Origin of the sequence: Citrobacter sp. RHB35-C21 (assembly GCF_013816515.1) — a bacterium.
In the GTDB taxonomy this organism is placed as follows: Bacteria; Pseudomonadota; Gammaproteobacteria; order Enterobacterales; family Enterobacteriaceae; genus Citrobacter; species Citrobacter braakii.
The window spans coordinates 1,010,233-1,036,037 of the sequence record NZ_CP057147.1 but is presented as its reverse complement, the minus strand read 5'-3'; the positions used below and the strand labels follow the sequence as shown (position 1 = coordinate 1,036,037).

Sequence of the window (25,805 nt, the reverse complement as noted above, 5' to 3'; positions counted from 1 at the left end):
AGCCCTGCAGGTAAGCAACGTTTTTTGCTTCGCTACTGTGGGGCTAACAGCGTTAGCCCCGATTGTTGTTATTGGCAGTAGCGGTCGCACCAGTTGAGGATCGCCTTTTCAAAACAGGCGAACGGCGGATGGACTATTCCGGCGCCGATCATGCCGATCCCCGCATCTTTGTGCGCAATTGCGGTGTTAATCACCGGCAGAATGCCGGTGCTACCCACGCGCGTAATGTCGATAGCGGTCGGTACGCCCATAAAACCAAGTAACGGAATAGTAACGTTGGGGTTTTCGCCGAGAGTGATTTCACGCATCTGGCGAGAGAAATCGACCGCTTCTTCAACCGTACCGCCCACCAGCGCCACGATGGCCGGTGCCGTGGCCATGGCAAAACCGCCGATGCCGTAGGTTTCGGTAATTGCGCTATCACCGATATCACGTCCGGAATCTTCGGGCTTATAGCCCGCAAACATCGGGCCAATCACCTGCTGCGCCGGACCGGTAAACCACTGACCCGGTAAGCCGCTGATGCGCAGACCGAATTCAACGCCGTTACGCGCCATCGTCGTGACTACGGTGCTGTATTCGATCCCGTGTGCGGCGTCCATTGCGGCTTTACACATCGCCATCCAGGTCGGTCCGGAGAAGTAATCGCTGCTGAGGACGAACTCGAATACCTCACGCTGCTGCTCAACCGGATAGCCGGTCTGAATAATCCACGGCGTCAGTGCCTGTATCAGTAGCGCCGTCCCGGCGTTGTTGCGGTTATGGCACTCATCGCCCATGTGCAGCGCCTGCGCCAGCATCAGGCGCAGATCGATTTCGCCCGCCAGCTTCATGGCGTCGCGCAGCATCGGTCCCATCACATCGCGCATCCAGTTCAGGCGATCGATAACGCTCTGATCGTTCGCGCCCATGCGCAGGATCTTCGCCATCTGCTCGCTCATATTGGTATATGCGCGGTTGCCGTAGGTTTTGTTCTCGACGATGTGCATAAACATCGACGCCGACGTCACACCCGCCATCGAACCGACACAGTCATGCTCGTGGCACGGTGAGAAGATGATTTCACCCGAGGCGGCCAGGTCGGCGGCTTCATCCAGATCTTTCGCCAGCCCTTCAAACACCAAAGCCCCGGTGACCGCGCCCTTCATTGCGCCGCACATTTTTTCCCAGCAGATGGGCGGTCCGGCGTGCAGGATGGTGTTGCGGGTCATGCCCGGCACGACGTTGATCGCCTGGTCATAGCCAATCAGCACCGGATGCGACTGGATAATGCGTTCCAGCGCCTGCTGGTTAGCGGCAGCGATTTTGTCAGCCAGCGGCGAATCGGCAATTTCGTCCAGTGCGGCCACGACCTGCATGTTGCCCTGGCCCGGCGGCGTCCAGTCGAGCTGGGTCACGGGAACATTCTGCTTTTTCAGGTCATCGCTGAACATCGCGATGCCGACGTTAATCACGTTCAGCGGCTGGTTAAACAGTCTCTGGCTCATCAGGCTTCCTCCCCTTTACAGATAAATTCACGCGCCAGCAATCCGGTATTGGTGCTACTGCTCGCCCAGATCACGCCTGCATCGGTCAGCATCTGGCACTGTTTTTCCAGCGACGGCGTATCGAGATCGGTTCCCAGCACGTAGCCGAGGATCTCAAGCGGACGCCCCTCTGCGGCGGCGATCGCTTTGGCTTCGACGATCGCCTCGATCATCACGCCAACCGGATCTTCATGTGATCCATATCCAAGAACGAAGTCCATAACGATCACGCCGACTTCAGGATCGCGTGCTTCCTGCAACAGACGACTAATGCGGTTGGTTGGATCGATCATCGGGTGCGGTTTACCGTTGGTAAAATCGTCATCTCCGAAATCAAGGAAGGTATGTCCCACGCTGCGGTTGAGATCTGTCAGGCGAAAAGCCGGATCCGGATGAATGTTGCTGTAAACTTCCGCATGTTTTTCCATGGCAGCAAACATCGCCTCATCGCACAGCGTGCCGCCGCAGAATAAGCCGCGAATGTACTTTTGCTGCAGGGTCAGGCGAGCGCGGACCTCTTCAATCAGCGGCCAGTTGAGCGGATGCAGATCGAGGCTCTCTTTTTTCACGCCAGTCAGCAGTACCGCTTTCAGCGCCGCCTCTTTAGTGCCGCGTGCAAACAGCAGACCGTTTTCATCCGCAGGCGCGGCTTCACGTCCGAGGAAACACACCACGACGGGCTTATGGCAGGCGCGCGCACGTTCCAGCACTTTGCGCGCCACTGTTGGCGCAGGAGGTTTGGAGATAAGCGCGATGATCTCGGTTTGCGGATCGGCCTCCAGCATACCAATCGCGTCAAGCATCATCAGGCCGCCAATCTTTTCGCTCAGATCGCGTCCACCGGTGCCAATCAGTTGGGAAATCCCGCCGCCAAACTCGTGAATGCGTACGCTCAGCTCCTGGCTACCGGTACCGGAGGCGCCAACAATTCCGATGTTGCCGCGACGCACCGCATTGCCAAAACACAGCGCCGCGCCGTTAATAATGGCGGTTCCGCAATCGGGCCCCATCATCAGCAGCCCTTTTTCATGCGCCAGCTGCTTGAGCGCCAGTTCGTCTTCAAGAGAGACGTTGTCAGAGAACAGCATCACGTTGAGGTTATTTTTCAGCGCCTGACGCGCTTCACGCGCGGCAAACAGACCATTGACCGAGATCACCGCCAGGTTGCTGTCAGGAACATGCTTCTTCGCACTGGCAAGCGTGGCATAGCGCGCTTCATGCTGCCCCCCTTGCTCTTTATGCGTAAACAAATCTTCAATCGCCACCAGCGTCTGATCGTTCGCCGCCTCGCTGGCGCCTTTAATGACAATCATCAGGTCGCCACTTTTCGCCTCTTCAAGTTCAGGCGTGAGCAGACCGAGATTCTTCAGTACGCCCTTATTCATTTCTGTCGCCATAGCCACGAACGCCTGTTCAACGCCATCGAGCTTATTTGCGCGCGTGGAGATAGACATCAGTGAGACAGAATCAAAATACGTGTTCTTTTTAACAACTATCCTGATCGACATAATTCCCTCCGGACCTGTGGCTCAGGGCGCAGGCATCCGCCATGCCATACAGCATGTCGCAGCCAGAACTTGAGCCGATATTTTTAATGTCAGTAATATATTGCGTAGAAACGGGTTGTTGCTCTGTAATAATATAGTTCAGCAGCCGTCCGACGCTTTCCCGATAACGTTGATGAAAGGCTTCCTCTAGCGTTATTTTGCTGAGTAGCGTGGTATTATTTCCGGCACGTTGTAAGGCTGCTAAAAATTCATCACGATATTTCCCCAGCGGATGTCCAGGAATAAATAAAATAGTGCTTAAACCCACTAAATAATCATCAGATGAAGGCGTCAAACCAATCCCCAGACCAATTAAATGGCTGACCGCTGTAGAGATATTTTCTCCTGTCTGCAACGCCGCCAGTAATGTTTGCCGGCGACTCAGTAATTGGCGGGTGATTTCCAGATAAAACGGGTTATCACCCTGGTACAGAAATAATGTGTCAGCGCTTCTTAGCTGTTGGCGGATAACCTCTTCCCAGCGCAGCCAGCGGATTGCAGCAAAGCTTATTGCATCAGGCCTCCACTGTGGTATGCGCCACGGCAGACAACCGGAAGTTTCTATCCATTTATCGTTGCCAACGGCTATCCCCGATTCGGTAAAACTGACTCTCTCACCGGGGTGAAACAGCTCTTCACAATGCGTCAGCGCCAGCCGACAGCTGTTAGGCGCGTTATCACAACCTTCACTCAGTAACGTCAGCAACCGCTGCTGTTCAGGTATCAACAGGTTTACCGCGCGGGAAAAAACCTGTTCAACCCGTCCTGTTCCCCGGAAAGCGAGAAACGCGCCGTCTGCGGTTAGCGCCCGTACGCATCGCCGTGATGGCGTGGCGATAGTGGCGCTCCTCTGTCAGGCTCCGGCCGCAATCAGCAGCTCGGCAATTTCGTGGTATCCTTTCTCCCGCGCCAGCTCCAGCGGGGTTTTACCGTATTTATCCGTCATGTGCGGGTTTGCGCCATGGTCGAGCAGCAGCTTGACGATTTCCTGCTGTTTCGCGCCGCCGTCATTAAGCACGATGGCTTCCAGTAACGGCGTCCAGCCGACAAAGTTGGTATGATTAACATTGATATCGGTACGCAGCAGCAGTTCGCGCACGATCTCTACATGACCTTTTTCGCTGGCTGGCGTAATACCGACGCCGCCAAAACGGCTCAGGCAATTAAGATCGGGATTGGCCGGTAATACGGTACGCAGCAGCGTTAAATCGTTAGTCAGACAGCTAATCAGGAATGGATTAAAACAGGTTTGATCCTGTTTATTAATATCGGCACCGGCAGCAATCAATAAAGAAACACAGTCATAATGTTTATTCAGGCTGGCAATAATTATGGCAGTGCGCCCCTGGCGGTTAGTGGCATTAATATCCACATTTTTTGCCAGGCAGGATTTTAATCCATCGGCATCACCCTGCTCTGCCGCCAGCAGAAATTCAGTAATGAGTTCTTTCTCTGACATAATCGCTCTCCTGCAGTTTTTTAGACTTTTTAAATATCCGGTAAGCTGAGAATAGCAACAGAGTGCAGAGAATAATATCCGCTTAAATTTCATTCATCGTAAGCGTGTCGATTATTGAATCAAATTTAACAATGAGAACAAAACGTGCTGTAGTGCAATCTTTTCCTTATGACAGAGCCGCTTTTAGCCATTAATCAGTTGTCAGGAAAATCAGGCGTGATGCTACACGGATAGCGGCCTGCAATTAATATACAGAAGTGTGATTGCCTTCAAATCAATTGTAAAACTAGTGTTAAATTCTGTTCAAAACTGATTGCTCTGCATAAGGATTACAAATACATTCAACAATCATCGCGTCGCGGATGTGCGTTTGTCGCCGGAGGGGAGGAAGATGAATTCAATTTTTACTGAGGAAAACCTGCTGGCATTTACGATGGCAGCCCGCTACAGCAGCTTCAGCAAGGCGGCTGAGGAACTTGGCTTAACCACATCAGCAATTAGTTACACCATTAAGCGCATGGAGGTGGGGCTCGACGTGGTGCTGTTTACCCGCAGTACCCGCAGCATTGAGCTGACCGAGTCCGGACGCTATCTGTTTCGCAAGGCGACCGACCTGCTCAACGATTTCCACGCCATCAAGCGCAGTATTGATACCATTGCTCAGGGCATTGAAGCCCGGGTACGCATCTGTATTAATCAACTGTTGTATACCCCTCAACATACGGCACGACTGCTGCAGGTACTCAAGAAACAGTTTCCAACCTGCCAGATAACCGTCACCACCGAGGTGTATAACGGCGTCTGGGATTCGATCATTAACAACCTCGCCAACATCGCTATCGGCGCGCCGGATACGTTACTGGACGGCGGGGGGATTGATTACACCGAGATCGGCGCGATCCGTTGGTCGTTTGCGATTGCCCCGGATCATCCGCTGGCTTTTATGCCTGAACCGATTTCTGAGAGCCAGCTGCGCCTGTACCCGAACATCATGGTGGAAGACACCGCGCACACCATCAACAAGAAGGTCGGCTGGCTGTTACACGGACAGGAGTCGATTCTGGTTCCTGATTTTAATACCAAATGCCAGTGCCAGATCCTGGGTGAGGGCATCGGTTTTCTGCCGGACTATATGGTACGCGAGGCGATGGAAAAGTCGTTGCTGGTCACGCGGCAGATCCACAACCCGCGTCAGGATTCACGGATGCTGCTGGCGACCCAGCATTCGGCCACCGGTCGTGTAACCCAGTGGATTAAAAAAGAGTTTGGCCCACAAGGTGTATTGACGGGAATTTATCAGGATTTGCTGCATCGGGAGTGATGCGCCGGACGGCGGTCATGCCTTCCGGCGCACGTAAGATTATCAGGCGCGAATATCGTCGTACTCGCGGGTTTTATCAAACTCATGTTTGGCAAACGGGCACAGCGGAATAACTTTGCGGTTTTCGGCGCGCATTTTCTCAACCACCTTCGCCACCAGCAGTTTACCGACCCCCTGGCCTTTCAGACTGGGGTCGACATCGGTATGTTCAATGATGCTCAGATGCTCACCCGTCGGCACGAAGACAATCTCGGCAACCTGATTGCCTTCGGCATCGTTAACATAAAATTTGTTGTGGCCTGCAAGAATTTCCATGGTCCCCTCACTCATTTCTGGCGATATTTCAGCGCACCGCTCGGACAGGTATCAATCACTTTAATGACCGTCGCGACATCCACTTCATCCGGAATGATCCAGGGTTTACGCTTCAGGTTAAAAAGCGCTGCGCTTCCCCGCACGCAATTGCCCGAATGTTGACATATCGCCGTATTGAAGTAGACGTCAATCTTCTCACCGGTATAGGCCCGGTAACCGGCATCCAGTAGTTCCTTATCCACGACATTGCCTCGCATTTTTTTATTGTCTGGGTCTAATCATAGACCTGTGCGAGGCTGAAGGAAGCAGCTGAAAGTAGAAATATCACTCAGGCCTTTTCTGCAACAACGGCTGCGGCTCTGGCGGCAAATACTCCAGCATCGCAGGCGTCGGCGGCGGTAGACGGTTATCGGCGATGTCCCTGTCCACATCGATATGACTGATTTCACCACTTTCATGATGGTGAACCGTCAGCACCCGCGCTTTGTTCAGTTCTGTCACCAGTTCCCGGGTAATACGTAAACTTTCAGCCAGCTCATGGTCTTCCAGTCCGGGCCTGCGACTGCGACGTTCCACCCGAAAACGAAACTGGTTGTACTTCGCCCAACCAATCAGCACCAGTCCGTTGACCAGCGCGACAAGGATGTAAAACGTGACCGTATCCAGCGTGGTGAAAAAGGGTCGCACGCCTATATAGGGTGAGTGCGCCAGAGCGGTGATCAGCCCTTTATAGATCAAATATAAAAAGCCAACCCAGGCAAAAAGCGTTAACAGCACGTCAATGATGCGCGGCAGCAAACGCTGCTCCGTAAAGATCAGCGGCTGGCTCATGATTCGATCCTCCCAATTCCACGATCGGGACTCACCCAACGCGCCCTGCCGCGTTTGCGTTTGAGCATTACTTTCGGGAAAGCGACCAGCGTGGTGAACAGGCTTAGCATCCAGTACACCACCGGGAACCAGATAATCCAGAACAACGACGCGCCAATGCCTTTTTCATAGCGCCGCTCAATCATCAGACTCACCGCAAACTGCAGCAAGCACACCACGCCGAGGATTAGCCCAGTAAAGGCCGGCGGGAACAGATGTTGTACATACAGCGAGTCCGGCATCGGGATCATCAGCCCTAACAGGAACAGCACGATACTGATCGCATAGGCAAACGCCCAGGTGGTAGAAAAACAGAACTCAAAAAACAGCGGCCACATACGGCGATATTCCCATGACCACAGGCGGCGCATGTTCACGATAAACACCTCCGCACCGCCTTGCGCCCAGCGCAGTCGTTGTTTCCATAACCCTCTTAACGTTTCAGGCATCAGGATCCAGCACAGTGCGCGCGGCTCAAAGAATATCGACCAGTGGCGCAATTGCAGCTTCCAACTGATATCGATGTCTTCAGTGATCATATCCGGGCTCCAGTAACCAACCTCGGCCAGCGCGCGACGACGAAACGCAGCAACCACGCCGGAAACGGTAAAGATCTGCCCATAAACTCGCTGAGTACGCTTAATCAAGCCGATAATGGAAGAAAACTCACCGACCTGCACCCGACCGATTAAGGTGGAGCGGGTTCGAATACGTGGGTTCCCGGTCACCGCACCGACGCGCGGGAACTGGATCAGCGGCGCCACAATATAAGCAACGGCATCACGGTCCAGTAACGCATCGCCATCAATACACACCAGGTAATCACTGCGCGCCGCTGCTGCCCCGGTCTTGAGCGCCAGCGCTTTGCCTTGGTTTTCAGCCAGATGAATCACCCGCAGACTGGGGTATTCCACCGCCAGTTGTTCCAGCACGTCGTGGGTGTCATCCGTTGAACCATCGTTGATGGCAATCACTTCGATATTTTTATATCGCTGCGCCAGTGCGGCCTCAATGGTTTCACGCGCATTGATCCCTTCGTTAAAACAGGGGATCAGAATGGAAACCAGCGGATTCCCCTCCAGCGTCGGTGGCGGTGTGTCATCTCCCCATTTCCAGTGACGCTCACGGTAGAACCAGAAATAGACCCCGCCGCTTATCCACAAAGCAGACATAAACAAGGGCCAGAAGAAGACGAAGTTCAACATCACTTCACCTGTAAAGATGACCGCCACGCCAAACGGCAGGCTGAACATCAGGCAAAGTATCAGGAAAGCAATTATGCGATCGGTCATTTTTGCGGGTACCAGTATGAGGAGAACGTCGAGCGAATCTCTGACATCTCAGGTTTGTCGCTGATGAAATCATCCGGGTAATAGCCGTAGTTACCTGCACCGCTTAATTTCAGCTGGCGCATCCATTCGGCTATTTGTTTTCCGCTGATTTCAGCCTCGTCCCCGGATTTACGCCAGTCTCGTGCCTGTAGTTCAAACACGGTTTTGTCCAGCGCGCCGGGCGTTTGTGCAACGGCATTCACTAATCTGTCGAGCCAGGCGTTGGCATCATTAGCCGGGATCTGCTCCATGAAAGGCATCGCCATTGGTGCCGTCCAGTCATAGGTATTGAGGAAATCATTCAGGTTCTGCGCAAACCAGGCTTCACTCTCCGGCTCCAGTACCGGCATGGCGTAAATATTGCGCGCCGTTTGCACCTGCGGACCGCGAATATTACGCACCGCCTGAGTCAGTTGTTTGGTGAAGTCGATCAGCACCTTACTTTTCAGTCGCGTCCAGCGCTCGAACGCCTGTGGATTGCTACGGATTTGCTCAATGCTTCCGGGAAGCCCTGCGGCGCGGTAGGCAGCCAATGCCTCCGGTGACGCGTCTTCAAAGTCCGTCAGGAAAGCATCGTCATGGAACAAAATCCCTTTGAAGCTGGCGTGTTTGGCCAGGTCTTCATAGATTTCAGTGATGCGCTGACGCGCTTCGCTGCTCCAGGGGGACAGACGGACATAATTCTCGCGGTTGATCGCTGTACGTCCCGTTTTCGGATCCCAGGCGGTTACGCGTGGGATGGAAGCGTCGAGATCGAAAGCCAGAACCGGCATCCAGGCATACACCGTCACCCCTGCCCGCGTTTGTAACTGCCAGGAGATATAGTTAAAGAGGTCGGCACGCATCGGCAGCCAGCGGTTAGGGAAATAGAGCTCGCGAATATTTCCGTCGCCCTGCGGATCGGCGTAGGCCTGCAGGAAGACATGAGAAATACGCATGTCATAAACGCGCTGGATAAGCTTGTCGATGTTTCGCTTCTGCTGAGCCGGGTCCTTGTCATACACGTAATCCAGATCGACATGCATCACGCGCATCGTCTGCGGTTCACGTACCTGAGCGACCTGGCTGGCAAAGCGCTTAAGAGAGGGGTTATCAGAGATTAGCACGCGCGGGATGTCATCAAGAAACGCGGCATTCGCCAACCCTTCGTTGAGCGTGAAGGCCATCTTATAGCCATGCTCTTTAGCCAGGTTTAACGTTGTGCCATTGGCCGCACCGTAAGGCCAGACCCACGCGCGCGGTGATTTCCCGGTCACCGATTTGATCTTGTTGGTGATGAGAGAGATATCCGCGTTTATACGGCGCGTGTACTGTTCATCCGTTTCGTAAGCGCCGGTTTTCTTATCATACAGGCGGTTCGCCACCGCCGGTTCTTTACTTCCCTGCGGGTTGGCTTGTGCACCGAAATGCGAATTCCAGGTGTGCGCACCGACTTCCACCAACGGCGATTTGCCCATCTCTTCGACCATTTTCCAGGTGGCGAATTTATCTCGCGCCGTCATTAAGCCGCCAAAATCGACTTTTTTGTTGGCGGGAGCATCAACCCAACTCCCTACCGGTGCCCAGAGCGCAGGCCAGTTATAGGCTTTCAGCAGCGGCCAGACGCGGGTATAAAAACTGCTATATCCGTCATCAAAGGTGAGTAATACCGCTTTTTCCGGCAACACGATTTTACCGTCATGGGCGTCCAGGATTTGCTGCACGCTGATCGGGTTATAACCATTATCACGCAGCCAGGCCATTTGGTCGCTCAACGCGCTGGTGCGCACAGAAAGATAGCGTTGGTCGGCGGCACCATCCTCGACATCGTGGTAGCCGAGCACCAGGAAGCTATTTTTCGGCCACGGATGATCCGCCGTCAGCGGCGTTCTCTCTGCGGGAGGAACGTAGCGAGGCGTTGTATTGTGCGCGCTACTGCACGCGGTAATCATCAACCAGCCAGCGATTAATGCGCTAAGCCACAGGCATCTTTTCAGCATGAACAATCCTTAAAACCTGACATTTAAATCGAAAGCGAGGGAGATATTCCGCTCACGTTTACCGTCGTAGGGGCGTTTATCCCAAATCAGCATCACCCCGCCATCTACGACGTTGTTCCATTTGAGCCGTTGTCCGTATCCCACCTGAACGATGGCACCAGCGTCCTGGCCTTGCTGCCAATAGCCACCTACGCCAGCCAGACCTTGCTGCGTCCACACGGTGTCATAATGGCGGTAAAGAACCTGCTCCGCGCTCAGACCAGGTACCACGGAAAAATCACTCTTCGGGTTGTAATACGGCACATTCTCTTTGGTGTTGGTGCTCCCGCCGATACCCGGGGTAAAGTCCAGGGTGAAGCGCGGCGTTGTCCACATGCGCTCTTTTCCGCTGAGTCCGTATTCGATGCGATCGTTACCATCTGAGAAATGTGATGCGGCAAACGACAGTTGATATTCACGTCGTTCGTTTTGATACCAGCGAACAAACATATCGCCGCCGTTGGCATACACGCCGCTACGCAGCGCGCGCAGTGGCGTATTACGCGACAAGCGCTCGGCCGAACCGCCTACGCGCCAGTTGTCATTGAAGTCATGCCAGCCGGAAAGACGACCGCCAATTTTCTGACCATCGCCATAATTTCGGCCAGAGACTTCCATTTCTGCCCAGTAGTCGCGGGAAGTCCATTCCGCCCCCGCCGCCAGATCGCGGCTGATGCCTTTACCTTCCTCAAATTCGCCGGTAGCAAAGTTGAATCCAGTAAACAATCGCCAGTTGTCGTTAATTGGCGGACTGTAAATGGCAGTATTGATGTTGAAGTCATTCTTACCGCTGACCGGGCTATCGGACGAGATCCCTTGTGTGCCGCTAATGCGCACTTCCGACATTTTGTGGACATCACGAATACGCGCGAGGCGCAGCGTCGCTTCATCATCCGGGCTACGAGCGATGACATCATCCGTCAGTTCATCGGCCTGCCTCCATTCCTGGAGATCCAACGCAACATAAGCCTGCTGACGCTCCAGTTCCAGGTTACTTGGCTCAATCACTTCCGCCAGCTTCAGCTCTTTCTCCGCCGCATGCGGCAAGCCACGTGCTTCAAGAACGGAGGCATAAGATATGCGCAGCCCCTGGTTACCTGAACCTGTTCGCGCCAGATGCTCTGCGAGCTTTTCAGCCTCAGGTAGTTCATTGGCAGCAATATAATATTGCGTCAGCATCGACTGTCCGAGCAGCCAGTTATCGTTAGGCTGCGGCGTTGGCGAACCATAGATGCGTCGCAGGTACGGACTCTCTTTGATTAGGTTTTCGGCCTGTTTTTTAGCGGCATCAAAGTTTTCATTATCGATATGCGCGTAGAACAGATCCTGTTGATCCTCAGGACCAAGCGGCGTAACGGGAATCGGTCCATTCGGGTAGTAGATGCTCATCAGCATCGCTTCGGTTTTTTCTGGCTGGCGTTCGCTTAACCATGCCGATGCTACCCAGCGTTTTGCGTAGTTTGGCACTTCGCCGCTCGCAGAAAGCGATTCGTATTCCTTAATCACTTCAGACGTTCGCTTACGAACAAGCAAAGCGCCCATGCGGTCAATTCTCGCCCGACGGACATCATTCTGCGCGGACGGCTCATCCTTCCAGGCAGCCAGCAACTGGTCATAACGGGCCAGCGCTTTATCCGCCACGATAAACCGCTCTTCTTCATTACGTGCGGACGTATAGGAGGAACGTACCATTTCGGCGGCCGCATCAAGCTCAAGGCGGCGCTTCACAGGATCTGCCGTAGGCACTACCTCCGCCATATTTAAGGCGGGTCCGGAAACACGGTTTGCTGACAGAGCAGACAGCAGCGTAGATTTTGCATTTTTGTTGCCAGGATCAACGTCATCCGCCTGGCTGGCAACCAACAGCGCGTCCCAGTTTTTTCCCTGAGAATGATATACGTAGGCAAGTAGCGCATCGGAGTCAGCCCCCGGATGTGCCTGTGCCCATTTATTCGCTTCAGTAAGGGCTTGCTGATTGTAGCGAGCATCTGCCAACGTCATTATCCAGCCGGTGCGTACGTCAACGTTGTCAGGCTCTTCCTGTAAAACGCTTTCCCATACCGCCAATGAATCATTCCAGTTTTTCTGGTTACGGTACGCACGTGCAGCGGCGACTTTGCCGCGCGCAGGCACATCCATCTGCCCACGATAGCGCTGCCAGATTTCAATAGTGGCTTTATCGTTGTTATCAACCCAACTGGAAACTTGCAGCCAGTCGGCAACCTGATTTGGCGTTAGCGCGCTTTGCTTTCCCTGATCCTCTAGATAACGCAATAACGGTGCACTATTACCACCCCGCGCTTCAATAACCAAAGCGTCATAATCTGATGTCGCTGCAGAGATTTGCATAGGGAAAAGAACGCTTGCCGTAAATAAACAGCTTAAAGACTTAAAACGTTTAATGAAGTTGGCATGTCGACGCATACTTAACATATCTGCCCTTATAACTTACATCAGAGTAAAAATAAGCGTTTTCAATATATTACAGTCAGTTACTAACGATACCCGACCATGTAAGATGCACTGCCGCTTATTTTGCAATAGGGTTATGAAGCAATTAATTCTTTCGTCTTATTGACTACCCGCGCCTCGCCCTCTAATCGTGGGAAAGCAGGCGTAAACTCGAAAATTTTATCACTCAGCGTAGTTCGTGGCTATGCGATACGAAAACTCTTAGACAAAAAAGTATTTTAGACTAAATAATCCTAATACTCTTGGGATTGAATTCTGGATTTAGATTAAGTTTGCATGACGAAACCTTGTGACGATGATAACTATTGCTGGTTAGCATAGCTACACCGCGCAACTGTTTGCATGGTAACTATTGTGTGCGGATAGAGAAAGTTCTGATAATAATGCCCCTGATAACAACAAAGATAACAATGTAAATAATATAACCTAATTTTAAGTTTCGAACAGGGTCGATAAAATGAAATTAAAGGTACAGTCATAAGCAGAACTAAGTACAGTAAAAAATCAATAAAATCAAATGACTTCTTAACCTATCCTTGAAATCTACCAAAATTGGTATTTTGGTATCCGCCATAATACATGCGCGAAGAATTGTGCATCGCTCAACTCGCTAATGTATTTACCAACTTTGCGTATTATTGACAGTATCAACCCCACTCACTTTACCCTTACAATTTGAAAGCTTATTTACATTGAAAATAATTTATATACCCTAAATAATTCGAGTTACATGTAGGCGGCAAGTGAGTAAATCCCCAGGAGTTTAGCGAACTATGTGACTGAAGTGAGCTAGCGTAGCCAACGCACATGCAGCTTAAAGAATGACGGGTATAGACACATAATTTTTTGCACTTACCTTCCCTCCAGCCTTTGAGGTAATTTGGACACAGATGCCAATGGGAGCTGGTCAATGAAAATCGTTAACGCTGAAAAAAAACACATCCCCGCCATACGCGATATCTACGCCCATCATGTTATTCACGGTACCGGCAGCTTTGAAACTGACCCACCGGATATCCGCGAGATGCAAGCTCGTCTGGAAAAAATCCGCAGTCTGGGACTGCCGTGGGTTGTCGCATTGCAAGAAGATAAGGTCATCGGGTATTGCTATCTCACCCGCTACCGCGAGCGTTATGCCTATCGCTATACCCTCGAAGATTCGATTTATATTGACCCGACGGCACAGCGTCAGGGGGTGGGAAAAGCGTTGCTACGCCATGTAATTGAGTGGGCTGAAACGCAGGGTTATCGGCAGTTGATCGCTATCGTCGGCGACAGCAATAATCAGGGATCGCTGAAAGTCCATCAGCAGGTCGGATTTACGAAAATAGGCACGCTGACGAACATTGGATTCAAGCATGGGCTCTGGCTTGATACGGTATTAATGCAACGCAGCCTGGGCACAGGTAACAGTACGCTACCAGCGGATTTCGATGCCGCTATTTAACATTGCTAAGGGATGACTTCAGGATACTGTCTTCTGGTAACCCTCAGACAAACAGAACCACAATCAGGTATAACGTAGTTATTAAATAATTCTCCATTTTTCAGCTCGTTAGAACGAAAAAAGCACCCGAACGTTAATGAACGGATGCTTTCTAAATAGAATAACTCAGTTTTACTTAGCGGGCGGCCCCGCCTGGTGCGCCAAAGGCATCGCGGGGCAAACATCTTTTCAGCCCGAAGATGATTCATCCCTGCGCGTGATATTTCGCCAAATCCCCCCCGACAGTCTCAGGTTTTCCGGCCCGCTATTCAGGATTTGGGTTACACATTTCAGGTAATTGTCTTTCCAGCGCTCAATAAAAGAAGACTGGCTTTCGAACCTCTGCGGATCGACCATTTTCTCCAAAACAAAATGGATGCGCCCGTCTCGCCACACCGGAACACCAAATACGGTGGGTAAGTGCATTTTCCAGGCAAGTCGAGAGCAAAAGGTGGAGTAGGTAATCTGCTGGCCGAAAAAGTCGATAGTCGGCGCGCTCAAATTCAGCGCGCCGTCGATCGCCACAACAAGCGACTGCCCACTATGTAAGGTCTGTATGCAGGCCCTGACCACGTCCGCTTCGCTTTTGTCACTAACCGAAATCAACCGCTCACCGTAGCCCCCTTTGAGCACGCCAGGCGTGGAAGCCACCCATTTACTGTTCATTTCCAGCAAGGAGAGGATCATCGGCCCGGCATACATTGCGCCCATATGAGCCGATACAACAATGCAACCACGCTTATCGAGCTGCAGCCGTTGGAAAAACTGCTCGACATGCGATATATCGGCCAACCGATACATCGGTTCGTCGGCCTGCTCTCCACGGCATTCAAGCCAGTCGAGGAGATAATTATCGGCAAGATACCCCCACTTCGCCCGGTGTTCCCATTCATCGCGCTCGATACCGGACTGTCTGCCGGCAACTTCCCATGCCCAGTCAAGGCGCTCAGGCGGTAGATTAACGGCAGATATTTGCCCATCAAGCGCCAGCAGCCCCTCTTCGAATGACTGAGGCAGATGGCTTGCTCTGGCCTGAATATAGTGCTCAAAGATGCTTTCCGCTTCGCTTGTTTTCCCCGCCTGTAACAACGCCGCCGCGGCATAACGGTTCCATTTACTGGTCACCCCTTTTTCCCTTGCCAGTTGTACAAACTCATCGCTGGCAGCAGCGTATTGCCCAACCTGGCGCAGTGCTCGGGCATACATGGCTCTGACATAAGGAAGATCAGGATGAGTCGCGAGCGACTGCTGCAGTAACGGAATGGCTTTCTCATTCTGACCCGTTCTGATTAAGGCATCGGCATACAGGGTCACGATCCGTAAATTATCAGGGTTAAATTGCAGGGCATGACGCCAATGCTCAGCGGCCTGAAGCTTCGCTTCCCGGCTGCGGCCAGATTGATAGTGGGCAAGCCCCAGGCTACGACGCAGCGCTGCACCATCCAACCCACGGGCTAATGCGGACTCCCCAGTCTGAATGGCTTCCTGATATTTACCGACAGCGCACAGCGTATCAACCGCCAGCCCCGCCGACTCCTGCTTTTCTAACGCGAAGAAAGGGAGCAATGCGCGGGCCAGGTCATGATCTTCTGGTAGGCGGCTTTTATTTAAGAAACGGAGGCAGGTCTCAATCATATCTCCCCGCGGGGGAACTTCCTGCGCCTGTGTTCTGGCCAACGAGATTGCCTGTAACTCTTTATCCACCAGCGTCAGGCTGCGCAAATGGAGGGCAAAAATTTTGCTATTGCCCGAAAAAGCGAGCCATGCCCGCTCGGCTAAGTCAGCAACAGTCGCATATTGTTTACTCTTAAGCAGCACGCTTGCGACCAGCAGGACATCCTCCGGCTGGCACACATTCACCGCCAGCAGTTTGTTAACCACCTGTAGTACAGCGTCCCGATGATGTGATGCCAGCGGCGAAATAATCCAGCGTCGCAATAAATCACGGCTATTCTTTGCCGTCAGCACACGGTCGGACAACAAAGTCAGCGCGGCATCTGTTTCATCTTTACGCAAACACGCGATAGCGAAGAGAATAATGTTTTGCTCATTTCCAGCACTATCTCGCACTTTTTCGGGATGCTGACCGAAATAGTGACATAGCCCCTCCCAATCCTCTTGTTTGAGCAGGGTGGTTGGCGATATTTTTTTACATGTAGAGTGCAAGTTCATCGTATTTCCTTACTCCGCCTTATTCACGCATCCGCCTGATAGTTATCAGGAGAGAAGTCACCAGGTACGCGATGCCCAGCAACACGAAGAACAGTAACCACTTTGTTCCATCGGCATAGCGAGTGGTGTCAGACACCACCATCGGTTGAGAAATGATCAGCAAATACCGTCTCTCACGTAACGCTTGAAGCTTCCCTTGCTGTAAGGTCTGTAAGGCAGATTCCCAGCGTGTTTTGGCGATCTCACTCTGCAGGCGAAGATCTTCAAACAGGGACAGGCTTTCTGAAGAGCCTTGCGACCCTAACTTATTTGACAGGCGGTTACGTTGTTCGCCGATCTGCTTTTCCAGGACCTTGATTTTGGCCGACAGGCGAGGAATAAGGGGGTTCTGATCCAAACCATTAGCCATTAGTTGCGCGTATTCCGCTTTCGCCTCCGCCAACTGCGTTTCAAAGCCAGCAATTAATTGATAAATCGCGGTCACGGTTTCCTGCGGTTCAATATCTTTTTGTATATGCTGTATTTTTAGCAATTCAAGCCGAGCTGCCCCCAGATTTTCCTGGGCCGATTTAACATCGTTTTCCAGCCATAAAATTCGTTCCTGCTGCATCCGCGCTGAAACGGTATTAACGTGCTGTTCAGCAAAAGCCAGAATGCGCTGGGCAAAAAACTCAGCCTGTTTCGCACTCCGCGCCTTGACGTTTAAACGCAGCATGCCCTGTTGAATATCGACAGCAACCGAGACTTTCGATAAATAGTAACGATAAGGATCATCATTAATACCCAGCGGTGCGTGGTAGCGGGAAAATAATGCGATATCGTCTTGCGCGAAATAAGATAAAAAACCGAGATCTTTTTCCATCCGCTCCATCATTTCTTTCGAAAGTATAAACTCGCGAACCTGAAAGCCCTCCGACATCTCATTGCCTGCACCAAAGAAAGATGTTCCAGAAAAATTATCCTGGCTGGCATCAGTTTGCACAATAAAGGTGGCATCCGCGCTATAAAAACGCGAAGTTAATAGCCATGACATAAGCATAATAACCAGCAGCGGCAAAGCAATATAAAGAAAGAGCCGACGTAGCGATTGCTTGGCTTGCTGAACACGTCGCTCTTTAATAACCAATGACGCTCTACGGACGGAATCAGCATCCGTCGCGGACCACCCGGCGTCTGGGCGATGATGACTTTTCGCATCGGCCGTTTTTTCTGTCTGGCGAAGGGCGCGTTCATCCTCTTTTTGTTTCAGTCGCAAGGCTCGGCTTTCTTCTGCTACCTTCGCCCTTTCCTCTTTCCATTTTTTAATACGTTCTGAATTTTCCACTCTCTATCCGTATATTTTCTATTTATATATCAAAGGAATAATTATCAGTTTGAAGCATCGCCTGATTTGATTGATATTGTTCAAAAAGCGCAGATGCCTGTGCTAAATCTTCACACATCGTAATTTTCCCATGCAGCAGTACGCCAAACGCATGACAGTGTTCTTTAATAAGCCGAGGGTTGCGCGTTAGCACAATCAACCCTTTCTGTTGCAGCTCATAAGCTAGCGCCGCCTGCATACGCAACTGTGAGGTATTATCCCCGGTGTACAGCTTGTCATCGGCAATATAAAGGCGACAGGGAAGCAGTAAATTAATGGCAAATGCCAGATGCGCTTTCATCGTGACAGAATATTCACTCACCCTGTCGGTATAGCGCTGTTCAAGCTGGGTCAATTGATAGCAGAAATGTGAAAACTCATCGCCATCCAGGCCATAAAGACTGGCCATCATGCGCGCATTCTCTTCGCCGGTTAACCCCGGCAGAACAAAAGCATTTGCCCCCAGTGGGAGCGCATCACCCCGTAGCCCAATAAAATCCCCTTCATCAGGAGCATCTATACCGCACAGCAATCGGGTTAGCGTCGTTTTGCCTGAACCAGGGGCGGCCAGAATACCGATATGCTCATGGTAATCCATGACAAAATCTGTTTTATCAAGGACCACCCGCGGGCCCTTATCAGACTCAAAATAGCGTGTACAACCTAATAAACCGAACACGAACGCGTCTCTCCTGAAGCTAAAGTCAGTGATTTTCAGTGTCACAAATCAGGTGAAAAATGATGCCCGCGAGGAATAACGTTGCGGAAAATGCCAGAGGGTAAAGAGGCTCAAGGTACAAGGAGTTATACCCCTCAAACATTCCTTCTCTGACTATCTCATTAGCATGAAGTAGAGGGTTCCAGCTGAATATGCTTAATAATGAATAGGGCAATTCATTCGCCGTATAAAAGACAGCTGAAATCAAAAACATCGGTCTTAGCACCACAGGAACGGCTTTGTAGACCAGCGGAAACCGTTCAGACAGTGCGTCACAAAAGTAACCAAACGATAACCCCAGAAGCCATGCGATAACCATCCCTTCAAAAATCAGGATCGGTTTCTGGGCTTCCCAGCGGGAGAAGATAAGAAAGTTAATTAATGAAACAATAATATAAATGATAACCGCATTAACAAATTCGACTGCGGCAAGAGCAAAAATCACATGTCTTTTCTTAACCTGCGAGACAACCGCCAACGATGTGGAGAATGAACGGGTGCGCATGGTTGCGGTAATGGTATAACGAAATAACAGATACGGTAATATACCTGCAATAACAAAGCTGATATCGTCAGTGAATATTGGCACGGTGCGATTTAAATATTGAAAAGAAATAACGGTAATGGTTATCCATACCAGTGGTACGGCCAGTACCATCATATAGTTTAGCAAATTACCGTTATAGCGTGTTTTGATATCGCGTGACATTAACAAAATGATTAACTCACAGACGGTAATGAGTTTCATAAAATAATAAGTATTATTTTTCAAAATATTCATATGGCGACGTTAGAAAGAATTAGAGCCGCGGATCAAAAAGCTATCGAATGCGGCTTTCACCTTAGCGAAATCAGTCAAAGAGGCGTTCGAGATATAGATAACATCGCCGTCTTCCACCCGCATGGCCTGTGCTAAAAACACCGAGTCAGGTTGGCTCATATCGACATGATAGATATTCAGTTTACGCATCTGCTGTTTCGCTTGCTCCGCTTCGTCATGCTTGTACAGAAAAACCGCCTGCGGATCGGCAAGATTGTCGTTTAATCCTTTCGCCAGCGCCAAAGCATCCACTACGCTGGAATGACGCTGAACCAGAGCATGTTTCCCCTGAACACCCGCCGCGCCGAGCACATTAACATACTCGGTCACTTGACGCAGAGTGATACGGTCATCCGGCTGTAAGACAATATCCAACCCGGGATACTGATAAATATCTGACAGTCGCGCATTGAAATAATGCTGCTGGCGCGTCACGTGAACTTCCATCATATCTGCGCTGGTATTTTCTACTGCCGCCGCCGTTGCCAAAAAATGACTAAGACGATTCATACTCTGTTCGAGAGGGTAACGACCCGTTTTCCCGCTGCCCTCGACCGTCACCATGGCTCCGGTGCGGGAGGTAAGCGTCACCAGCACCTGAGGATTCAGGACAACGCGCGAAAGTCGCTTTCTGATCTCTTCAGCCAGTTGTGTCACATCCAGCCCGGTAACCGGGATTATCCCGGCATAAGGCACCTGAACGATATTACCGTCAGTCACAAGAATATTTTCAAAATCCGCCCGGTCGCCGCTCGCGTTATTGGATAAATACCCCGCCCCGCCCGAGGATAAAATAGTGATATGCAGCACATCGCCTTTAGCCAAAGATGTCCAGTGCCAGTTATTTTCGGCAAAGACCGGATCGACAATAGTTTTCGGCACAGTATCGGCATCACTCAGTTTTAATGTCGGTGTGACTTCAACCAGATGATAATGAGGATCGTCCTGATTAATCAGGCTGGATTTAAATACCGCCCTGGGAATAGTGCATCCCGAAAGCAGTAAAAACGTCGTTAATAATATAATAATTTTTTTCATAACTTATTTTATAAATGAAATAGCTGAAAAAATGCTGCCCATTAATTAACGAGGCTGAGAGGCAATGGTTTGTACAAACGTTCCCACCATATGTTCCACGGTGAAGCGTTCTTGTAAAAATGACTGCGTCTGTTGGCAAATACCGGTTCTGCTGCGCCATAAATTGACCAACTGTTCTGCATAGCGGCAAGCCTGGTCAAGATTGACCGTCTGTGCATCATCAAGAATGAAACCCGAAACACCCTCAATAAAGCATTCTGCCGATCCACCTGCAGGGGTTGAAATCACCGGCACCCCGACCATTTGTGCTTCAATGAGCACATTGGGTAGCCCTTCATAACGCGAAAACAAAATGAATACGTCCATTTTTTGCAGCCAATACCCCACGTCACGCGAGACGCCAACGAATAGTATTCTCTCCAGAATCCCCAACTGTTCGGCGCGTTTCTGCGCTTCAGCGCGCAAATCACCATCGCCTACCAGCACAAAGCGTGTGGCGGGGTGGTGCTGTAAATAGCGTGCTGCAAAATCAATCCATGCAAAAGGGTTCTTATCGCCTACAAAGCGGAAAACGCCACCAATAGTCGTGTCCGCATCCTGGGTTTTTTGCGTAAACTGCTGCCAGATTTTATGTGGCACCTCAGAAGAGGGGTCGATAGATGGCGGTAAGACGCCGTTATATACAACCTGGAAGTGCTTCGCCTCCAACTTTAGCCAGTCGGCATAATGGCGGGTCACACAATGGTTGTTACTCATAAAATCAACGCCAGGCACGGCCGCCAGCGCCTGGTAAAGAGGCTCATATTCCGGCTTGAACAGACGCTTTCTCACCACCGGCGGTAAGCCACGTAATCCCAGTTGAATTCTGGGCACGCCAGCAATCAGCGCTGCAAGCGCAATCATCAGACAAGCGCCATCCTGCCAAACGGAGAGATAATCCGGCTTGCACTCGCATAAGTGGGGGACCAGATGCTTGATGCCGTAGTTACACACCGGCGGCAGATGAGAGAGCAATAAGCGCAACTCCGGAGATTCTATTGTCGCATCGTCAAAGAAGTTTCCGGTAATCTTCGCGATTTCAAGCACCTCGACCTGTTCTTCCAGCACTTCTTTCAGGAAAAAGTCTTGTCTGAGTTCCGGTGCCAGGGAGCGAATAATGAGCTCTACCGGCTCTTCTACTTTCAGGCCGCCAATTTTCCCCTGTTGCCGATATTTTCTGGCGATCTCGATAGCCAGCCTGGAAATCTGACGCTCTGCACCGCCGCTACCTAGCGAGCCTGTACAGAGCGCAAGGCGGCCAAAAGATCCGACGGGAAGCTGCCGCGGCTGACGATTTCGATAAAACAAGATGGCATGCTTCATTGCAATAATACGGGTGTTGGTCCCCACAGGGATCGCTTCCCCTTCAAGGCGTTCAAGCAAATCGCAGATCTTATTTATTTTGCCTAAATAATTGTTATATTTTTTCTGCACGCCAGTGCTAACCTTTTTAAGAATTTGCTGCGCATCTTTGGCTAGTCCCGCATTATATAAACGCCGCGCATACTCATAACGTGCTTCATCATTGTTTTGTGCAATCAGCGTTTCGTAGAGCGCGTATGCACGCGCCGTTTCATTGAAATCATGAAGAAATTCTGCTTTTTTTAGCATCGCTAATGAAGTTAAAGCCTCAGCCGGTAATTCACTGTCAATTAACGCAATAGCTTGCGCAAGCTTCCTCTCTTGTTTCAATGTTAAAAGCGTTTTCCCTAGCGCAGCTAACTTTTCTTCCTCCGTAATCATTACGACTTCCCTGATGTATTTTTTTGTAATGCGGTTATGCAGGTCGAGATCTGCCTTGTCACCGGCTCCGTTGGCCCATTCACTTTCTCCAGTCGCTGCCAATACTGCAAAGCCTGGGTGTAGTCGCGTAAATGCATTGCATTTAATGCGGCATATTTCAAGGCATAGGCATTTTCGCTATCAAAAACGAGTAATTTTTTCGCATAATCCAGATGTTCATAAGACGCGATAGTGCTGCCGCCATCCTTCAGTGACTCATTAAATAATCTGATAATTTGCTTATATTCACGCATCAGGCGAGAAACATCAGGATCAATTCGTTTCAGGCTAATCAATACAGACAATGCTTCATCCAGACGCCCTTCAGTTTTCTTCTGGCGTACATATTTAAGGGCTCTGGTTGCAACATTGCGACACTCTTTCTCAAACAGCTCGTTCATCGAGGCATTCTGAAATGATGGAGAAATGCTCATGACGTTAGCAATCAAATCAATGAGGAACGGAATGTCGTTAATATGACGTATGCTGCGTAACATAATCGACTGCAGGCTGGTAATGTTCGAGTTACGAATCAAGGTCATGTGGGCCAACGTGCACGCATCCTTCCAGGCACCAAGATTCACCAGCGTTCTTGCACAATATACTGTGCTAACAGGATCGAACTCCAGAAGTGGCCACACAATTTTCGCCCCTACCAGGATATTTTCATAATCCTCACGCTCATACATTTCTCTTAATTTCTCGCGCCATGCCGTTTTAACTTCATTATTAAAGCGAGAAATACGTGCATGGGGATAAACCATAAATGCAGAGAAGGTGTACACCAGCGAAGTACTCAGTGAGACAAAATCATCAACCGAATGTAGCGACAGCGCGGTATTGTTCCATGCCACAAAAACGTCGTGGAGTTTATCTTTATACGAGGTGCTAAGCGCCTGATGATAGCTCATATTCTTGATGCAGAAAGCTGCGTGGATGACGAGACCGGTATCATGAATCGTCGACAATACCGTCAGCGCAAATTCTGACTCATGGCGGAGTAACTGCTCAAGCGCATGCTTGAAAATCAATTCATCACTGAATTTGATTGCCAAAGATAACGCTGTTTCCATAAACGCATCATTTAGGCGCTGCGATTGAATGCCGGCATGGAAAGCTTCGGAGAATGCGTTGCCATCATTGAAATATTGCGTGCTGCTCAGGAAATTAACCCATCCGCTTTGGGTTTCAGGATTCAATAACAGTACACTTTTCCAGTATTGATATGACTTATCAAACAGCTGTAAAGCATCGGCTGAGCCGGCGGCAACGGTAAGGACTTCTTCATCTTCAATTTCATTGGAAAGCATCATCTCGGCCGTCGATAAGGCTTCCCGCCAACGCGCTAATCCATGCAGAGACCTCAGCCGACAACGTAATGTACTGTCCGTCGTACCGATAATTTTCTCAACATCACTAATATCCTGATAAGCCTGTTCATAATAACCTAAACGGCTGAAGATTACGGACCGAAGTTGGATCAGAACGGGCTCTTGCTGCTGATTTCTTAATGCGGCAAAAAGTTGCTGTGATGCAGCAATAATGTCGCCATCGGCAAGCAGCTTAGTGATCGATAATGTAATCTCACGTATTTGGTCTTGTTTCTCTTGCCGCCTCTCATCAAGATGATGCTTAGTATTGTTGATCACTCCCTTAAAAATAGCCGCAACGATCGCATCACCAAACATGTCGGTATAATGAGTAAGATCGTCGCCATTTTTTTCCAGGGCTCGTTTCTGCCCCCACTTTTCCATCAAATTTGTCGGGTTAACGCAGGGAATATCCATCCTGGCGGCGATGGTCTCGACATTTTTAATCAACCGACTGCGGGACTGAATGACGGTTCCAGCACGAGTCACAGCATCAACATGGGTCATAAACATAACGCGATCGCGACCAAGAAGCTGAATGATTTCCATCATATCCTGTTCGATAGCATGCTCATCCATCTGCTCAACATTAATATTGCTTAATAAGGCACGATCGTCTTCCGACATTCCGGCAAAACAGGGATCGTCTTTGAGATAGGCCAGCAGTTTGTGTTGATTCCCTTGCGTGGCCAGCGACCAGTACACACGCGCTCGCTCTGTTTGGCTAAAGAACTCATAAAAATGACGAGTTATATAATTTTGTTGTAAGCACAACCCATAGGCCATAATCTTCTTCTGACTTGAAATCTCAACGATATAGAAATCAGAACGACTATGGACGTCGGTTTTTGAATAATTTACAGCAGTTCTAAAAATAAAAGGCCGGACCTTTTCAGGAATATCTATCAATCCCAAAATAAAACGGACCTGCTGTAATGCCTCGCTGCTCGTATGCGTAAATCCATATATTTTCTTAAAATTAGCCTTAAAATTAAAATAAGGCTGAGCTCTTTTTACCGGACTCGCGATACGGCAACTACCAATGGCGGTAAGCGTAAATATCTCTGACGATTTCATTAAATTCATCCACGTGAAAAGAAAGTGAGTAGTTATACTCAGGAATACAAAGCAGTCTGTTTATCGATATACCATTTTAGAGTCTGCTTAAGTCCTTCTTTGATATCAAACTCAGGCTCATATGAAAGAAATGTTTTTATTCTGGTAATATCTGCCTGACTATGCTTAACGTCACCGTCACGAAAATCTTTATAAATTGGTTCAGCACTAATTTGTTCGTCCCGCCATAAATTCAACCCATCGCGGATGAGATAATAAAGCTCATTTAGCGAAGTTCTGTCTCCAACAGCCACATTATAGACTTTATTTTTTGAGGCTAAATCATTAGTCGTTGCTGATAATAAATTTGCCTGAATCACATTTTCTATATAGCAAAAATCGCGGCTTGTTGAACCATCGCCATTGATATAAATTGGTTCATCTTTAAGAAGCGATAGTATCCAGCGAGGAATGACTGCAGAGTATGCTCCGTTAGGGTTTTGGCGGCGGCCAAATACATTAAAGTAGCGCAGGCCAATAGTGTTAAAATCATAGCTGCGAGCAAACACCTCGGCGTACAATTCATTGACGTATTTTGTAACCGCATACGGGCTTAATGGCCGGCCGATCCGTTCCTCAATTTTAGGTAAATCGGGATGGTCACCATAAGTACTACTGCTTGCGGCATAGGTGAAACCAGATACATGTGCATCTCTCGCCGCCGTCAACATATTTAAAAAACCATCAATGTTAGCGCTATTTGTCGTGATAGGATCCTGCAAGGAACGAGGTACGCTTCCCAGAGCGGCCTGATGTAAAACGTAATCGACATTCTCACAAACAGCCTGACAATCGGCAAATGACCGGATATCCCCATGAACAAAGGTAAACCGCGACCATTGTTCTTCACTGACAGCGGCACGCACATCCTCTAAATTATGTTGATAGCCAGTTGAAAAGTTATCCAACCCAATTACTGTTTGATTTAAATAGAGTAGTTCTTCTAATAATCCAGAGCCGATAAAACCTGCTACGCCAGTAATAAGCCAACGTTTTGGTTCAAGAACGAGTTGTATTTTTAATTCATCATAGGCTGTCATGA

General features: G+C 49.9%; 20 protein-coding genes. 2 read left to right on the top strand and 18 right to left on the bottom strand.

Annotation, left to right across the window (positions count from 1 at the left end; translation table 11 throughout):
* Nucleotides 1-68: 68 nt before the first annotated feature.
* The 4 genes from HVZ39_RS05085 to HVZ39_RS05070 form a co-directional block, all read right to left on the bottom strand.
* Nucleotides 69-1,487 (bottom strand): DUF1116 domain-containing protein, encoded by a 1,419-nt coding sequence (locus tag HVZ39_RS05085; RefSeq protein ID WP_181633295.1) that lies wholly within the window; start codon nt 1,485-1,487, stop codon nt 69-71.
* Entirely contained in the window at nt 1,487-3,034 is a 1,548-nt protein-coding gene (fdrA, locus tag HVZ39_RS05080; RefSeq protein WP_181633294.1) for an acyl-CoA synthetase FdrA, read from the bottom strand. The genes HVZ39_RS05085 and fdrA overlap by 1 nt, the downstream gene beginning before the upstream one ends.
* Entirely contained in the window at nt 3,012-3,800 is a 789-nt protein-coding gene (locus HVZ39_RS05075; RefSeq protein WP_181633293.1) for a DUF2877 domain-containing protein, read from the bottom strand. The genes fdrA and HVZ39_RS05075 overlap by 23 nt, the downstream gene beginning before the upstream one ends.
* A 126-nt stretch (nt 3,801-3,926) precedes the next feature.
* Nucleotides 3,927-4,532: an ankyrin repeat domain-containing protein gene (locus HVZ39_RS05070; RefSeq protein WP_016157395.1), complete on the bottom strand. Its 606-nt coding sequence runs from the start codon at nt 4,530-4,532 to the stop codon at nt 3,927-3,929.
* A 391-nt stretch (nt 4,533-4,923) separates the two neighbouring features.
* Between HVZ39_RS05070 and HVZ39_RS05065 the strand changes: the two genes are divergently transcribed.
* Nucleotides 4,924-5,853 (top strand): LysR substrate-binding domain-containing protein, encoded by a 930-nt coding sequence (locus HVZ39_RS05065; RefSeq protein WP_046276120.1) that lies wholly within the window; start codon nt 4,924-4,926, stop codon nt 5,851-5,853.
* A 42-nt stretch (nt 5,854-5,895) separates the two neighbouring features.
* Here the strand turns inward: HVZ39_RS05065 and HVZ39_RS05060 are convergent, their stop codons facing one another.
* The 6 genes from HVZ39_RS05060 to pgaA form a co-directional block, all read right to left on the bottom strand.
* Nucleotides 5,896-6,168, bottom strand: coding sequence for a GNAT family N-acetyltransferase (locus tag HVZ39_RS05060; protein ID WP_016157396.1), 273 nt, complete (start codon nt 6,166-6,168; stop codon nt 5,896-5,898).
* Between the two features lie 11 nt (nt 6,169-6,179).
* A complete protein-coding gene (gene yjdI / locus HVZ39_RS05055; protein WP_016154303.1) occupies nt 6,180-6,410 on the bottom strand; it encodes a 4Fe-4S mono-cluster protein YjdI in 231 nt (76 codons plus the stop codon).
* A gap of 82 nt (nt 6,411-6,492) precedes the next feature.
* Nucleotides 6,493-6,999 carry a poly-beta-1,6-N-acetyl-D-glucosamine biosynthesis protein PgaD gene (gene pgaD, locus HVZ39_RS05050; protein WP_016154304.1) on the bottom strand — a complete coding sequence of 169 codons (507 nt, stop codon included), beginning with the start codon at nt 6,997-6,999 and terminating at the stop codon, nt 6,493-6,495.
* Complete coding sequence (pgaC, locus tag HVZ39_RS05045; protein ID WP_016154305.1) at nt 6,996-8,330, bottom strand: poly-beta-1,6-N-acetyl-D-glucosamine synthase; 1,335 nt, start codon at nt 8,328-8,330, stop codon at nt 6,996-6,998. Before pgaC ends, pgaD begins: the two co-directional genes overlap by 4 nt.
* Nucleotides 8,327-10,348: a poly-beta-1,6-N-acetyl-D-glucosamine N-deacetylase PgaB gene (gene pgaB, locus HVZ39_RS05040; RefSeq protein WP_181633292.1), complete on the bottom strand. Its 2,022-nt coding sequence runs from the start codon at nt 10,346-10,348 to the stop codon at nt 8,327-8,329. Before pgaB ends, pgaC begins: the two co-directional genes overlap by 4 nt.
* A gap of 9 nt (nt 10,349-10,357) precedes the next feature.
* On the bottom strand, nt 10,358-12,820 hold the full coding sequence (gene pgaA, locus HVZ39_RS05035) for a poly-beta-1,6 N-acetyl-D-glucosamine export porin PgaA (RefSeq protein WP_016154307.1): 2,463 nt from the start codon (nt 12,818-12,820) through the stop codon (nt 10,358-10,360).
* A gap of 949 nt (nt 12,821-13,769) precedes the next feature.
* Here pgaA and HVZ39_RS05030 point away from each other — a divergent pair.
* Nucleotides 13,770-14,306, top strand: coding sequence for a GNAT family N-acetyltransferase (locus HVZ39_RS05030; RefSeq protein WP_181633291.1), 537 nt, complete (start codon nt 13,770-13,772; stop codon nt 14,304-14,306).
* A 228-nt stretch (nt 14,307-14,534) separates the two neighbouring features.
* On the opposite strand, the gene vexE is transcribed toward HVZ39_RS05030, so the two are convergent.
* Genes vexE through tviC form a run of 8 tightly spaced genes read right to left on the bottom strand, consistent with a single transcriptional unit; the run spans nt 14,535 to nt 25,803 of the window.
* Complete coding sequence (vexE, locus tag HVZ39_RS05025; protein ID WP_181633290.1) at nt 14,535-16,517, bottom strand: Vi polysaccharide transport protein VexE; 1,983 nt, start codon at nt 16,515-16,517, stop codon at nt 14,535-14,537.
* Between the two features lie 19 nt (nt 16,518-16,536).
* The gene (vexD, locus tag HVZ39_RS05020; RefSeq protein ID WP_181598898.1) at nt 16,537-17,841 is read right to left on the bottom strand and encodes a Vi polysaccharide ABC transporter inner membrane protein VexD; all 1,305 of its coding nucleotides are present in this window, start codon (nt 17,839-17,841) and stop codon (nt 16,537-16,539) included.
* 22 nt (nt 17,842-17,863) lie between these two features.
* The gene (gene vexC / locus HVZ39_RS05015; protein WP_047499332.1) at nt 17,864-18,559 is read right to left on the bottom strand and encodes a Vi polysaccharide ABC transporter ATP-binding protein VexC; all 696 of its coding nucleotides are present in this window, start codon (nt 18,557-18,559) and stop codon (nt 17,864-17,866) included.
* 25 nt (nt 18,560-18,584) lie between these two features.
* Complete coding sequence (gene vexB / locus HVZ39_RS05010) at nt 18,585-19,379, bottom strand: Vi polysaccharide ABC transporter inner membrane protein VexB (protein WP_047499331.1); 795 nt, start codon at nt 19,377-19,379, stop codon at nt 18,585-18,587.
* A gap of 9 nt (nt 19,380-19,388) precedes the next feature.
* Nucleotides 19,389-20,456 (bottom strand): Vi polysaccharide ABC transporter protein VexA, encoded by a 1,068-nt coding sequence (gene vexA / locus HVZ39_RS05005; protein ID WP_181633289.1) that lies wholly within the window; start codon nt 20,454-20,456, stop codon nt 19,389-19,391.
* Between the two features lie 45 nt (nt 20,457-20,501).
* A complete protein-coding gene (tviE, locus tag HVZ39_RS05000) occupies nt 20,502-22,238 on the bottom strand; it encodes a Vi polysaccharide biosynthesis glycosyltransferase TviE (protein WP_181633288.1) in 1,737 nt (578 codons plus the stop codon).
* Nucleotides 22,238-24,733: a Vi polysaccharide biosynthesis protein TviD gene (gene tviD / locus HVZ39_RS04995; RefSeq protein ID WP_181633287.1), complete on the bottom strand. Its 2,496-nt coding sequence runs from the start codon at nt 24,731-24,733 to the stop codon at nt 22,238-22,240. The genes tviE and tviD overlap by 1 nt, the downstream gene beginning before the upstream one ends.
* A gap of 29 nt (nt 24,734-24,762) precedes the next feature.
* Entirely contained in the window at nt 24,763-25,803 is a 1,041-nt protein-coding gene (tviC, locus tag HVZ39_RS04990; protein ID WP_141875615.1) for a Vi polysaccharide biosynthesis UDP-N-acetylglucosaminuronic acid C-4 epimerase TviC, read from the bottom strand.
* Nucleotides 25,804-25,805 lie beyond the last annotated feature (2 nt).